Here is a 13,863-nt window from a genome sequence, read left to right as displayed (position 1 = left end):
TTGACACAGTTGTGTTGGTGCTTGAAATCGGTAAAATAATGCTTTATTTTTCAATGATACAATTGAAAATACATGAGAAAAAGATTATAATGAATTATATTTTTGTTGAATTGGGAAAGACGTTCGACAGGAATGATTGAGTCGAAGTAAAAAAGATTAACTACCTGATAAGAGGGGTGTAAGATGAAATCAAAAGAACCCAAAGCAACTTCGGAAACTTTTAACAAATTAAAACCATATTTATTGACTGCTCTTTATTTAGCGATATTCATTACATTGTATCTGATATATGGCTCAGGAGACACACACAACAACTTTATTTACAATGAATTCTAATTAAGGGAGTATAGTTATGACAGAAATTATTAGTGCACTAAGACGTATTGCGACAAACCAACCTGATACTATAGCAGTAAGACATATAGACGAAACATTAACTTATCAACAGTTGGATGAGTTATCAAACAAATTAGCATCATTGATACAAGACAGCAAGACACCCATCGTACTATATGGTCATATGTCGCCTTATATGATTGCGGGTATGCTGGCAGGTATTAAAGCGGGATGCGGCTATGTGCCGATCGACACATCAGTACCAGATGATCGTACAGCAATGATTATCAACAAAGCACAGCCTGAATTTATCTTTGATGTATCCAACCATCAATTAGCATTCGAGCGAGGTACAGTATTAACAACAGCATCTCTGGATGAGGTTGAAAATATTGCGTTTGAACCTCGAATGAAAGCAGAAGATATCGTATATACGATTTTCACTTCTGGATCTACAGGCGAACCTAAAGGTGTTCAAATTCAATACGGCAGCTTAGTAGAGTTTGCGGAATGGATGAAATCGCTCAATCAGTTCGGAGAAAGATTGGAATGGCTGAACCAAGCACCGTTTTCATTCGACTTGTCTGTAATGGCCGTTTATCCATCGCTTGTCACAGGCGGAACTTTGAACTTAGTAGATAAGGATATGATTAAGAAGCCTAAACTGCTTAATGATATGCTGCAAGCTACACCGATTAATGTATGGGTTTCAACACCGTCATTTATCGAAATGTGTCTGCTTTTACCAACATTAGATGAAAAACAATATCCAAGTTTGAAAGAGTTTTTCTTCTGCGGAGAAATCTTGCCGCACCGTACAGCTAAAGCATTAGCACAGCGTTTCCCTTCATCTGTGATTTACAATACTTACGGACCGACGGAAGCTACCGTAGCGGTGACAAGTGTACAAATTACAGAATCCGTACTAGAACGTTTCAATCCGCTTCCTGTCGGACAAGCACGACCTGGTACGACACTATCAACTACAGAAGAAGGCGAGTTGCTGATTGCAGGGAATAGTGTCAGTGCAGGCTATTTGAAAAACGAAGAGAAAAACCAAGCAGTCTTCAGCGAAACAGACGGACAACGTGTGTATCGTTCCGGAGACAAAGCTAAATTCGAACATCATCATTGGTTCATCCAAGGACGAATCGACTTCCAAATCAAAATGAACGGTTATCGTATGGAACTCGAAGAAATCGAGTCAGTGCTGCGTCAATCTGATTTAGTGAGAGAAGCGGTTGTTGTACCGGTTTATAAAAACGGAAAAGTCACTCAATTAATCGGTGCTGTTGTACCGGCACAAACAGTTGAAGACAGTGCGCAGCTTTCGCACGATATAAAACAAGCATTAAAATCCAGCTTACCCGAATACATGATTCCAAGAAAATTTGTATGGATGGATCAATTGCCGTTAACGAACAACGGAAAACTAGACCGTAAGAAAATTGCTGAGGAAATTAATTAATGATTCCTTATGGTACGTTTAGTTTCTTCCTGATTGCATTTATTATTCTTATACCTGTTATTATTTTAGGTTTCTTAGGTAAGCGAAGCTATATCTATAATGGTATAAGTACTGCAATTATGATTGTGCTTATCTTTTCTTCTGACAAGCTCAACTTGTTCGGACAAAAGTATTTAAGTATTCAGCTGATTAGTTTTGTTATCTATGTATTATGGCAAGCCTTGCTGATTATGTGGTATTACCATTCACGTCCTAAAAAGAATACATTCTTGAAATTCTTTATCGTGATGGCCTTATCCATCTTGCCTTTAGCAATTGTTAAAGTCTTAACAAGTACATGGCTTGGCGGTCAGCAAATTCAATTCCATGAGCATAAACTGATTCAATTTGTAGGTTTCTTAGGAATCTCTTATGTTACATTCAAAAGTGTGCAGTTAATCATGGAAATCAGAGACGGTTCAATCAAAGAAATCAAATGGGGCAAAGTCTTCCAATTCATTTCTTTCTTCCCGACTATTTCATCAGGGCCGATTGACCGCTACAAACGTTTTGTAAAAGATGATAAAAAGGTACCGACGAAAGACGAATACCGCGGCTTGATTTTAAAAGCAGTGCATATGATTATGCTCGGATTCCTTTACAAATATATTATTGCGTATTTTGTGAACCAATACGGTGCGACACCGCTTCAAGCGAATTTACACGGCTTTACAAATTATTGGGTGTACATGTATGCCTATAGTATGTATTTGTTCTTTGACTTTGCAGGCTACAGTTTGTTTGCGATAGCATTCAGCTATATTTACGGTATTAAAACGCCGCCTAACTTCAACCAGCCGTTCAAAGCGAAGAATATTAAAGACTTCTGGAACAGATGGCACATGACTTTATCATTTTGGTTCCGTGATTGTATTTATATGAGATCTTTATTCTTCATGTCTAAAAAGAAATTATTAAAAAGCCAGTTTGCGATGTCAAATGTTGCTTTCTTTATAAACTTCTTTATCATGGGTATTTGGCACGGAATAGAAATTTATTACATTGTATACGGACTTTATCATGCGGCAGGCTTTATCGGCTATGGCTATTATGAGCGATGGCGCAAAACACATCCGCCGCGTTTTGATAACAAGTTCACAACCGCACTCAGCGTTATTATTACATTCCACTTTGTCACATTCGGATTCTTAATCTTTTCAGGCAAATTGATTTAATTATAAAGGAGACTTAACAATATTATGGAATTTAGAGACCAAGTATTAGACTTATTAGCAGAAGTAGCAGAGAACGATATCGTGAAAGAAAATCCAGACGTAGAGATTTTTGAAGAAGGCATTATCGACTCTTTCCAAACAGTAGGTTTACTGTTAGAAATTCAAAACAAATTAGACATTGAAGTATCTATTATGGACTTTGATCGTGATGAGTGGGCGACTCCGAATAAAATTGTTGAAGCTTTAGAAGAACTTAGATGAGTTCAAAATTAAAACCGTTTTTGCCGATATTCATCAGTGGCGCAATCTTTATTATATTTGTATTGCTGCCATCCAGCTGGTTTACAGGTCTTGTTAATCAAAAGACACTAGCAGAAAACCGCATGTCTTTAACAGACCAAGTATTAAAAGGGACTTTGATTCAAGAACGCTTGTTCAATCATAATGATAAATATTATCCGATTTACGGATCAAGCGAATTAGAAAAAGACGATCCTTTTAATCCAGCTGTCGCATTAAACAAACATAATGCATCTCGTCAACCTTTCTTAATTGGTACAGGTGGGAATACAGACTTGGTTAATGGTATTGAGCTTGCATCGAATTATGATGAATTAAAAGGAAAGAAATTTGCTTTTATTATTTCACCGCAATGGTTTACAAACCATGGGTTAACAAATCAAAATTTTGATGCACGTGTGTCTCAAAACCAAATTAATCAATTGTTCCACCAAAAAAATATGAGCAATGAATTGAAACAGCGTTATGCAAAACGTTTACTGCAATTCAAACACGTCCACAACAAAGACTTTTTAAGAACAACAGTAGAAAATAAAGGCAAAACGGATGGGAATTACATTTCTAACTTCAAAGAAAATCAATTAGTAAAAATCGAAGCGATTAAAAGCTTAGCGAATTTTAAAGATGTTCCGTTAGAACATGTAAAACCTGTAACAGATGAAAAGGCCTCATGGTCAGAAATGAGAGATGTCGCAACGCAATACGGCAAAGCGCATTCTCAATCCAATGAATTCAAAATCCGTGATAAATATTGGAAATTAATCAAAGCGAATAAACGTAAAATCAATCGTGATTATGAATTTAATATCAACTCACCAGAATTCAGCGACTTGAAATTATTAGTCGATACTATGCGAGAAGCAGGGGCTGATGTGGAATATATCAGTATCCCAGCCAACGGTAAATGGTACGATCATATTGGTGTAGATATTGAAAAACGTGAACCAGTTTATAAAAAAATCAACAAAACCGTTACTGAAAACGGCGGTAAGATTTATGACATGACAGATAAAGACTATGAACCATATGTTATTACAGATGCAGTTCATATCGGCTGGAAAGGCTGGGTTTATATTGATGAGCATGTCGCACATCATATGAAAGAAAAGTAATGCATATAAACACAAGTGGTATGTTAATATCATTTGTGTTTTTTATGCATTTTCAGACTGAAATTAGTGGGTAGATATGCTTGACCTTTACGTTACGTCAACCCTTATAGTGGTATGCAGGAGGTGAGAAACATGCAATATACAGTAAGTGAATTGGCTGAATTGACTGGTTTAAGTCCACGCACCTTAAGATATTATGATGAAATTAATTTGTTCAAAGCACGCAGGTTAAAGGAGAATTATTATAGAGTTTATTTGTCAGAGGATTTAGATGTATTGTCCGTGATTATGTTATTGCGCCGGTTAGAAATGCCACTATCAAAGATTCAGCAATTACTTAAAGAAGGTAAGCATACTATGCAACTTTTAACGGATCAAAAGGTACAGTTGCTAGAGCAACAACAAGAGTTACAAGCTTTAATTGATTGGATAAACGAATTAGAACAGGAGGGAACAATTATGCCGGATAAAGAAAAGTTTGAGGTTTTTAAACAAAAGAAAGTAGATGAAAATCGGGAACTATACGGGAAAGAAGTGATTGAACGTTATGGAGAATCCGTATTAAAAGAGGCGGAGCACCACTATAGTCATCTCTCGCAATTAGAATATAAACATGCACAACAGCAAGAGCAAATTATTCAAGAAAAGCTGAATCATTTATTAGAACAAGATGACTTGAACTATTCAGAAGCAAAAGTTGTATTTAATGCACATCGTCAATGGTTGAAATTGATGAGCGGTCAGTATAATACGGACTACCATCGTGCTATGGCTGAGCTCTATACTGCAGATGATCGATTCAGAGCATATTATGATGACTTAGTAGGCAAACAAGGTGCAGCAGACTTGTTAAGTCTTATCATTAAAACCTATACAAAATAAAAAAGCACAGCTGGATTTACAGGCTGTGCTTACATCGTAAGACGATTTATTTAAATGAATTAGAAGACTTGTTCTACTTCAACGACACCAGGTACTTCTTCAAGTAATGCACGTTCAATACCTGCTTTTAGTGTAATAGTTGAGCTTGGGCATGAACTGCATGCGCCATGAAGTTGTAACTTAACAATACCGTCTTCTACATCGATTAATGTACAATCTCCGCCATCTCTTAATAAGAATGGACGTAAACGTTCAATGACCACTGCGACTTGATCAAACATAGTTGTATTTTCAGTTGGCATGGATATATCTCCTTCCAAGTATATAATTTCATTTTTTGCTTGTTTATTTATTATAATAGACTTAGAGAAAAAAATCTATGGAGGGGAACCAAATGACTAAAGTTAGTGTAGTAGTTTATGGGGCAGATGTGGTGTGTGCAAGTTGCGTGAACGCACCTACATCTAGAGACACGTATGACTGGCTTCAAGCTTTATTAAAGCGCAAATATCCAGATATCAACTTTGAGTACACATATATCGATTTCCAGAAGGATACAGAGAATTTAACAGATCATGACCAACAGTATATTGAACAAATCGAAAATGACGAATTGTTCTATCCATTAGTCACAATGAATGATATGTATGTGGCAGACGGCTATGTACAATTAAAACAAATCACACGATTTATAGATGAACACTTTGCGCAAGCTTAAAATTGTGTGAGGCATTAAAAAAGCTCGAGTACTGAATATCAGTGCTCGAGCTTTTCTTATCCTCTGTTTTAACCGTTATGATATTTGTATAACCATAAAACACCCGATTTAAAGATAGAAGCAATGCGGCCTGTTAAAGGTCTGTCCATGACATAAGCAAAGCCTTGTTTGTCTCCTAATGAACCTAGGAAACCTTGAACTTTAAGTTCGTCCATTTTGTCAGGCAATGCTTCGCCTTTCCATTGTTTCTTCAAGACATCGGCAATTTGGTCGCCTTGAACTTCAGCTAATTGTGCACTCGGCGCATGCGGCAAGTTGGCACAATCACCCACAACATAGACATTGCGGTAGGTTGGTACTTGGTGATATTGGTTGATAATCACTGCACCGTTTTTACTGACATCTACCGGCAAGTTGCGGACAACTGAAACAGGTTGAATACCTGCAGTCCAAACTACGATATCGACTTCTTCAGGATCGCCGTGGTTGTAAATATAACCTGGTTCGACTTTGTCGATATTGGAATTCGGTACGACAGTCACATTATGTTTATGGAACCATTTTTCAATAAAGCGACTTAATTTTTCTGGGAAACGTGCTAAAATACGTTCACCGCGATCATACAGTTTGATGTCTAAATCTGAACGACTCTCGCGTAATTCGCTGGCAAGTTCAATCCCGCTTAAACCTGCGCCGACAATTGCCACTTTAGCCCCCGATGGCAATTCATTAATCGTATGATACGTTTTACGCGATTTAGATAAAGTCTGGATACTGTATGTGTATGCTTCTGCCCCTGGTACGTTATGATACTTATCCTCGCACCCAAGTCCGATAATAAGTTCATCATAATCTACTTTCGTGTCACCCACTGAGATGATTTGTTCATCTAAATCAATAGACGAAATTTCACCGTAAACGATGTTAAGCTTCTCAGATTCCGGAAAACTTAATCGCACATCTTTATCTGATTTTGTGCCAGCTGCTAACGCATAATATTCTGGTTTCAAACCATGATAAGGCATACGATCAATCAAAGTGATAGTGTAGTCCTCAGGTAAATCATCAGGCAAGATATGCGATAAAATACGCATGTTGCCGTAACCGCCACCTAACATTACTAAATTCTTCATTCCGATAACCCCTCTAATCAAGATTTATATAACGCTGTATCACTGCTTGATGACTGGAAGATATGTTAAATTGTAACCAGCGTCATTTTAGATGTTAATTCTAAAAATATGCTTTCATTTATTATAATCTTTTTTGATGTTGCATACAAACAATGTTTCGATTGAGAAAAATTCATACGAAACCCAAGAGAAATTGAACGAGGTATGTTATAATTGTATGACTCAAAAATAACAAGAGGTGCATTATGAATCCAATAGTAGAATTTTGCATTTCAAATATGGCAAAAGGCGGAGACTATGTATATAACCAGCTGGAACAAGATCCAGGGGTAGACGTATTGGAATACGGATGCCTGCAAAATTGCGGGGTTTGTTCAAGCGGCTTGTATGCATTAGTGAATGGTGATATTGTTGAAGGTGAATCGCCAGACGACTTATTACAAAATATTTATAAGCATATAGAAGAAACTTGGATTTTCTAGTTTCGAACGAGTAGTTTCTTAAGGAGGAATAAGATATGTCTACAGTAAATATGACAGAAGCAGCAGCATACGAAGTTAAAAGTATGTTAGAAAGCAATGATATGCCGGACGGTTATTTAAAAATCAAAGTAAACGGCGGCGGCTGTACAGGTTTGACTTACGGTATGTCAGCTGAAGAAGCCCCTGGAGAAAATGATGAAATCATTGAATTCTACGGTCTTAAAGTATTAGTAGATAAATACGATAAACCTGTATTAGAAGGTACAACAATAGACTTTAAACAATCATTAATGGGCGGCGGTTTCCAAATCGACAACCCGAATGCGATTGCATCTTGCGGTTGCGGCAGCTCATTCAGAACTGCTAAAGTTGCCGGCCAGCCTGAAGATTGCTAAGGCATTGCAAATAGCATGAGATGAAGAGTTGGGGGATATGACCTCAGCTCTTTTTTTGGTTTAAATATGTTTTTACTTTAAAAATAGATTAAACTATGTCCATAATAGTGTTATCGGACAATCAGTAAATTCTGAAATTATCTGCGGTTTTCTTAGTATTGCCTTGAAAAAATGTTTAGATAATTATAGAATTAAGAGGAATGGCATTTGTCTTTAATTGGCATTTTTTTCAATCAAATGGGGTATATATTAAGATAGCGTATACTAATAAAATTATTTAAGAAAGCATAGGTGAATAAAATGGCTGAAACAAAAAAAGTTCTTGTTTTAGGGGCAGGTTATGCAGGATTGCAAACTGTTACAAAATTACAAAAGATTTTACCAGCTGACGAAGCTGAAATCACTTTAATCAACAGAGATGAATATCACTATGAATCAGTACTTTTACATGAAGCATCAGCAGGTACTGTAAACTATGAAGATATTATCTATCCGGTTGAAAGTGTTGTAGATCAAAATAAAGTAAAATTCCTTAAAGCAGAAGTAACAAAAATCGATCCGACAGCTAAAGTTGTTGAAACAAACAATGGTCGTTTCAACTACGACGTTTTAGTTGTAGGTTTAGGCTTTATCAGTGAAACATTCGGTATCAAAGGTATGTTAGAACATGCTTACCAAATCGAAAATATCCATACTGCACGTGAATTATCTCGTCACATCGAAGATAAATTTGCGAACTATGCATCTTCAAAAGAAAAAGATCCTAAAGATCTTGCATTCTTAGTAGGCGGCGCAGGCTTCACTGGTATCGAATTCTTAGGTGAATTAACTGAACGTGTTGATGAACTATCAAACAAATACGGTGTAGACCGCGACAAAGTTAAAATCACTTGTGTAGAAGCTGCACCAAAAATGCTTCCAATGTTCGATGACGAATTAGTGAACCACGCTGTAAACTTCTTAGAAGAACGCGGTGTTGAATTCAAAATCGGTACACCAATCGTTGGTGCGAACGAAAAAGGCTTCGTAGTTAAAGTGGGAGACGAAGAGCAACAATTAGAAGCTAACACTTCAGTATGGGCTGCTGGTGTTCGCGGAAGCAAATTAATGGAAGAATCATTCGACGGTGTTAAACGCGGCCGTTTAGTAGTTAACCAAGACTTAACTGCACCTGGACACGAAGAAACCTTCGTTATCGGTGACGTTTCTGCTTACATTCCTGAAGGCGAAGAACGTCCATTACCGACAACAGCACAAATTGCTATGCAACAAGGTGAAAACGTTGCACAAAACATCAGAAACATCTTAAATGGTCAACCTAAAGAGCCATTCAACTTCGTAAACCGCGGAACTGTATGCTCATTAGGTGCTAACGATGGTATTGGTGTGGTATACGGCAGAAACATCGCAGGCAAAAAAGCTGCATTCATGAAAAAAGTTATCGATACACGTTCTATCTTCAAAATCGGCGGTATCGGCTTAGCATTCAAAAAAGGTAAATTTTAATATTAACCATATTTCGGCTGAATAAGTAAGAGCCGGCTAAAAAATAGACTTTAAGAGGTTGGCAAAACTGTTGATACAACAGGGTTACCAACCTCTTTTTTATATGAAGGAGGATTTGTATGCCAATACAAATTACATTTGATGAACAAAATCAACTATCCAGCGACACATTAGTCGTAGGATTGCCAGATCATTTAAATCAGCTTGGATCAGTATCTATTCAAGGGGAAGACTTAACTGATGCTTTAGATACATATAAACAGCGTCATCTTATCAGCAGTGAAGTCGGCAAAGTCAGTGCTACATTCTTTGAAAGCGGAGAGATTTGTGTTCGATTGATTACTGTCGGGTTAGGCAATCTTAAAAACTTGGATCGTATTCAAGCAGCGAAAGTTTACGGAAACTTACTGCAGTATTTCAAACAAGCACATGTCAACAACGCAGATATTCTGTTTTCAACATTCGATTCAAAAGCGATTGAAAAAACTGAAATGGCAGAATTATTTGGTCTGCAAGGCAAGAAATCACTGTATGTCTTTGATAATTATAAATCCGATAAGAAAGTACCCTACCATCTAAGTTTGAGACTGCATGAAGCAGGTGCAGATGAAATTACAGCAATCAAAGATGGCGAAGTGATCGGCGAAGGTATTAAAATTGCGAGAGATTTAAGTAATATCCCGCCGAATATATTAACACCTGAATACTTTGCGGACTTAGTCACAGCACACTTTGAAGAAACGGCTGTCGAAGTGGATGTTAAAGACGCACAAACACTGCAAGCAGAAGGTTTCGGTTTGATTCATGCAGTAGGCAAAGGTTCAGATAACGGCCCGCGTTTAATCACATTAACGTATAACGGCGCAACAGATGCGGATGCGGCACCTATTGCTTTAGTAGGGAAAGGTATCACTTATGATTCAGGCGGTTATTCTATTAAATCTAAACCAGGCATGCAGGAAATGAAATTCGATATGTGCGGTGCTGCGAATGTTGTAGGGATGATTGAAGCGGCACATCGTTTAGCATTGCCTGTCAACATTGTAGGTATTATTGCTTCTGCAGAAAATATGATTAACGGCAAAGCGATGAAACCAGATGATGTCTTCACAGCTATGAGCGGCGAAACAGTAGAAGTACTGAATACTGATGCAGAAGGGCGTTTAGTGTTAGGGGATGCTGTCTTCCAAGCAGCACAGCATCGTCCGAAAGTCATTTTAGACTTTGCGACCTTAACAGGCGCTGCAATTGCGGCACTCGGCTTTGATAAAGCAGCTGTCTTTAAAAATAACGCTCAAGCACCGTTGAATGAAATCACAGCCATTACACAGCAAAATGGTGAATGGACGTATGAATTGCCAGTGACCGCAACAGAACAATCATTAATTAAAAACAGTGAAGTTGCTGATTTAGTCAACCATACTAACGGTATGGGCAAAGCCTTGTTTGCGGCCGCATTTATTATGCATTTCAGCAACTCGATTCCGCACTTGCATTTTGATATTGCAGGACCGGCAACGACTTCAAAAGCAAGTTACAACGGTCCGAAAGGCCCTACAGGTTTCTTGATTCAAAGTATTATCGATTGGTTAAGAAAATAAATGATTCTGAGTCGAAATCATTAAGACATGGTTTCGACTCATTTTTTATACAATTAATATCGAGAATATTCTGACATTTTATCATGATGAACGCTAACTAAACTTTCAGTAAGCAGGTGGTTCATATGCCGAAAAATGCGATTAATTTAATTATTTTCGACGTTATTGCTTCATTTGGTTCGCAAATTTTCAGCTTTGCGTGCAGCTTCTTCATTTTAAAACATACAGATAATACTGCTTTCTTCAGTATATATTTAGCGGTTGTGACATTATCTACAATAATCAGTGCACCATTATTCGGGACATTTACCGATACAATGAACAATAAACGCTTAATTACTGCAGCGCAAATTGTTAATATTGTCAGCTTAGTATTATTTGTCTTTATTTATCACTCCTTTTTCTACTATATTCTTATTTTATGAATTATTTTAAACCTAACAGATAGTGCTATCTATATTTCCAATCAAACAAGCACTTAAAGGTTCAATGCAGATTTCATTATCCATCATGGCGTTAACTATCATTGGTTTAGGTCTTTATTTGTTGAATATTCAAAGCAATACTTTCTCATTTATTGTGATTCTAACAGTAATGACATTAGTCGGTATTTCATTGCCGATTTTTAATGTCCCTACAATGATTTTCATGCAAAAGGCAATAGATGATCAGTTTAAGGGCAGAGTATTCGGTTTATGCAACTCTATCTCGCAATCGATGACACCTTTATCTTTTGTTTTCTTTGGTATGGTATTAAACAACCATCAAGGGTGGGTCTTTTTGATAACAGGAAGTGTCTTCCTTTTAACCATTCTATTGTTCTCGCTGGTTATTAAAAAAGATCAATTTAACGTTGTTTAATTTAGTAACAGAATAAATCAGATAAGATTGGATTGTGATATTGACAACAAAGTAGCAGACTGTTATCATACTAACATAACGCTTTAGTTCGATAACGTAGTAAAGGAGTAACACAAATGTTAAATGCAGTAGTCATCGCAGTTTTATTAATGATTATTTTATGTTTATTCAGACTCAATGTTGTATTAAGTCTGTTTGTCAGCGGTTTAGTTGGCGGTTTAGTGGCAGGAATACCAGTGGAGAAAATTATCAAAGTATTTTCAGAAAATATAGTAGATGGTGCAGAAGTCGCACTGAGCTATGCTTTGCTAGGGGGCTTTGCGGCATTAATTTCATATAGCGGCATTACAGATTATTTAGTCGGCAAAATCATCAATATGATTAAAGCTGAGAATACAAAAGTATCTCGTTCGACAATCAAAGTCATTTTAATTGTCGCGTTATTACTATTAAGTATGAGCAGTCAGAACTTGATTCCTGTACATATTGCATTTATTCCAATTGTTATTCCACCATTACTCAGCTTGTTTAATGAATTGAATATCGATAGACGACAAATCGGTTTAGTCATTGGATTTGGATTATGTTTCCCTTATCTGTTACTCCCATACGGATTTGGACAAATTTATCACCAAATCATTCAAACAGGCTTTACAAAAGCACATCACCAAATTGAATTTGATATGGTATGGAAATCATTATTGATTCCATCAATGGGTTATATTGTCGGTTTGATTTTAGGTCTGTTCTATTACAGAAAACCTCGTAAATATAATAGAGATCAAGAGAATATTGAAAATGCGCCGAAAGAACTCAAACCTTACGTATTAGGCGTAACGATTGTTGCAATCTTAGCGACATTCTTAGTACAAACATTTACAGAATCTATGATTTTCGGTGCGCTTGCAGGTGTGATGGTCTTCTTCGTATCTCGTTCATTCAAATGGATTGAACTAGATAGAGAGTTTACAGAAGGTATTAAAATCATGGCTTACATCGGTGTTGTTATTTTAACAGCAAACGGTTTTGCGGGTATTATGAATGCGACAGGCGATGTGAAAGGCTTAGTAGAAAGTATTGCTTCTGTAACAGGCGATCACAAATTAATCGCAATCATCTTAATGTATGTGATTGGATTAATCGTGACATTAGGTATCGGTTCATCATTTGCGACGATTCCGATTATCGCAGCACTTTTCATTCCATTAGGAGAACAAATGGGTATGAGTACGATGGCATTGATTGCCTTAATCGGTACAGCAGGTGCACTAGGTGATTCTGGTTCGCCAGCCAGCGATTCAACATTAGGACCGACAGCCGGTTTAAATGTAGATGGTCAGCACGATCACATCAGAGACACATGTATTCCGAACTTCTTATTCTATAATATTCCGTTAATGGTCTTTGGTACGATTGCAGCTATGGTATTATAAAGTTAATACACATGCAGGGGAGCGGATGGAATGACGAATTTACTCGAAGTCTTAGAAATGGAAATTTTAGAAGTCTCAGAAGGCTATGCGAAAGTGCAAATGCCGGTGACGGATAAAGTAAAACAGCCTTTTGGTTATCTGCATGGCGGTGCTTCTATGGCTCTAGGAGAGACAGCATGTTCTGTAGGTGCTGCACATATGGTAGATACGAATAAGGTCATCCCAGTAGGATTAGAAATGAATACGAACCATATTCGCTCAGCGACAGAAGGTTATGTCTATGCGATTGCAAAAATTATCCATGGCGGAAAATCAACACAAGTATGGAATATCAATATTGTAGATGAACACAATCAAATCATCAGTGTGATGAGAGGAACGATGATGCTGAAACCGCGTCGTTCATAATAAATAAGCATTCC

At 37.1% G+C, this 13,863-nt stretch carries 17 protein-coding genes; 15 read left to right on the top strand and 2 right to left on the bottom strand.

Annotated features, from left to right (window positions below; genetic code table 11):
• Positions 1–183: 183 nt before the first annotated feature.
• The 6 genes from MUA90_RS10590 to MUA90_RS10565 all read left to right on the top strand — a co-directional run bounded on the left by MUA90_RS10590 (position 184) and on the right by MUA90_RS10565 (position 5,312).
• Complete coding sequence (locus MUA90_RS10590; RefSeq protein ID WP_105993629.1) at positions 184–336, top strand: teichoic acid D-Ala incorporation-associated protein DltX; 153 nt, start codon at positions 184–186, stop codon at positions 334–336.
• Between the two features lie 16 nt (positions 337–352).
• Entirely contained in the window at positions 353–1,804 is a 1,452-nt protein-coding gene (dltA, locus tag MUA90_RS10585; protein ID WP_262586792.1) for a D-alanine--poly(phosphoribitol) ligase subunit DltA, read from the top strand.
• A complete protein-coding gene (dltB, locus tag MUA90_RS10580; protein ID WP_262586790.1) occupies positions 1,804–3,018 on the top strand; it encodes a D-alanyl-lipoteichoic acid biosynthesis protein DltB in 1,215 nt (404 codons plus the stop codon). The genes dltA and dltB overlap by 1 nt, the downstream gene beginning before the upstream one ends.
• A 24-nt stretch (positions 3,019–3,042) precedes the next feature.
• A complete protein-coding gene (gene dltC, locus MUA90_RS10575; protein WP_002433359.1) occupies positions 3,043–3,279 on the top strand; it encodes a D-alanine--poly(phosphoribitol) ligase subunit 2 in 237 nt (78 codons plus the stop codon).
• A complete protein-coding gene (gene dltD, locus MUA90_RS10570; protein WP_105993632.1) occupies positions 3,276–4,430 on the top strand; it encodes a D-alanyl-lipoteichoic acid biosynthesis protein DltD in 1,155 nt (384 codons plus the stop codon). The genes dltC and dltD overlap by 4 nt, the downstream gene beginning before the upstream one ends.
• Before the next feature lie 132 nt (positions 4,431–4,562).
• Positions 4,563–5,312: a MerR family transcriptional regulator gene (locus tag MUA90_RS10565; protein WP_262586787.1), complete on the top strand. Its 750-nt coding sequence runs from the start codon at positions 4,563–4,565 to the stop codon at positions 5,310–5,312.
• 59 nt (positions 5,313–5,371) lie between these two features.
• On the opposite strand, the gene MUA90_RS10560 is transcribed toward MUA90_RS10565, so the two are convergent.
• On the bottom strand, positions 5,372–5,614 hold the full coding sequence (locus MUA90_RS10560; RefSeq protein ID WP_105993633.1) for a NifU family protein: 243 nt from the start codon (positions 5,612–5,614) through the stop codon (positions 5,372–5,374).
• Positions 5,615–5,706: 92 nt separating this feature from the next.
• Here MUA90_RS10560 and MUA90_RS10555 point away from each other — a divergent pair, with 92 nt between their 5' ends.
• The gene (locus MUA90_RS10555) at positions 5,707–6,030 is read left to right on the top strand and encodes a YuzD family protein (RefSeq protein ID WP_114603770.1); all 324 of its coding nucleotides are present in this window, start codon (positions 5,707–5,709) and stop codon (positions 6,028–6,030) included.
• Positions 6,031–6,098: 68 nt separating this feature from the next.
• Here MUA90_RS10555 and MUA90_RS10550 read toward each other — a convergent pair whose 3' ends face one another.
• A complete protein-coding gene (locus MUA90_RS10550; RefSeq protein WP_262586785.1) occupies positions 6,099–7,163 on the bottom strand; it encodes an NAD(P)/FAD-dependent oxidoreductase in 1,065 nt (354 codons plus the stop codon).
• A gap of 245 nt (positions 7,164–7,408) precedes the next feature.
• Between MUA90_RS10550 and MUA90_RS10545 the strand changes: the two genes are divergently transcribed.
• The 8 genes from MUA90_RS10545 (at position 7,409) to MUA90_RS10510 (ending at position 13,849) form a co-directional block, all read left to right on the top strand.
• Entirely contained in the window at positions 7,409–7,645 is a 237-nt protein-coding gene (locus MUA90_RS10545; protein ID WP_105993636.1) for a YuzB family protein, read from the top strand.
• 35 nt (positions 7,646–7,680) lie between these two features.
• Positions 7,681–8,040, top strand: a complete 360-nt coding sequence (locus MUA90_RS10540) for a HesB/IscA family protein (protein ID WP_114603769.1) — start codon at positions 7,681–7,683, stop codon at positions 8,038–8,040.
• A gap of 300 nt (positions 8,041–8,340) precedes the next feature.
• Positions 8,341–9,546 carry an NAD(P)/FAD-dependent oxidoreductase gene (locus MUA90_RS10535; RefSeq protein WP_262586782.1) on the top strand — a complete coding sequence of 402 codons (1,206 nt, stop codon included), beginning with the start codon at positions 8,341–8,343 and terminating at the stop codon, positions 9,544–9,546.
• A 119-nt stretch (positions 9,547–9,665) separates the two neighbouring features.
• Complete coding sequence (locus tag MUA90_RS10530; RefSeq protein WP_262586780.1) at positions 9,666–11,147, top strand: leucyl aminopeptidase family protein; 1,482 nt, start codon at positions 9,666–9,668, stop codon at positions 11,145–11,147.
• Positions 11,148–11,272: 125 nt separating this feature from the next.
• Positions 11,273–11,572, top strand: a complete 300-nt coding sequence (locus MUA90_RS10525; RefSeq protein ID WP_262586778.1) for an MFS transporter — start codon at positions 11,273–11,275, stop codon at positions 11,570–11,572.
• Positions 11,573–11,594: 22 nt separating this feature from the next.
• Positions 11,595–12,008 carry an MFS transporter gene (locus MUA90_RS10520; protein WP_262586777.1) on the top strand — a complete coding sequence of 138 codons (414 nt, stop codon included), beginning with the start codon at positions 11,595–11,597 and terminating at the stop codon, positions 12,006–12,008.
• Between the two features lie 116 nt (positions 12,009–12,124).
• A complete protein-coding gene (locus MUA90_RS10515) occupies positions 12,125–13,441 on the top strand; it encodes a Na+/H+ antiporter family protein (protein WP_262586775.1) in 1,317 nt (438 codons plus the stop codon).
• 30 nt (positions 13,442–13,471) lie between these two features.
• Entirely contained in the window at positions 13,472–13,849 is a 378-nt protein-coding gene (locus tag MUA90_RS10510) for a PaaI family thioesterase (RefSeq protein WP_114603764.1), read from the top strand.
• The last annotated feature ends 14 nt before the right edge of the window (positions 13,850–13,863 follow it).

It is taken from the genome of Staphylococcus sp. IVB6181, from assembly GCF_025561445.1.
Taxonomy (GTDB): domain Bacteria; phylum Bacillota; class Bacilli; order Staphylococcales; family Staphylococcaceae; genus Staphylococcus; species Staphylococcus simulans_B.
Note: the sequence above shows the minus strand (reverse complement) of the source record. Positions and strands in the feature narration are given on the sequence as shown.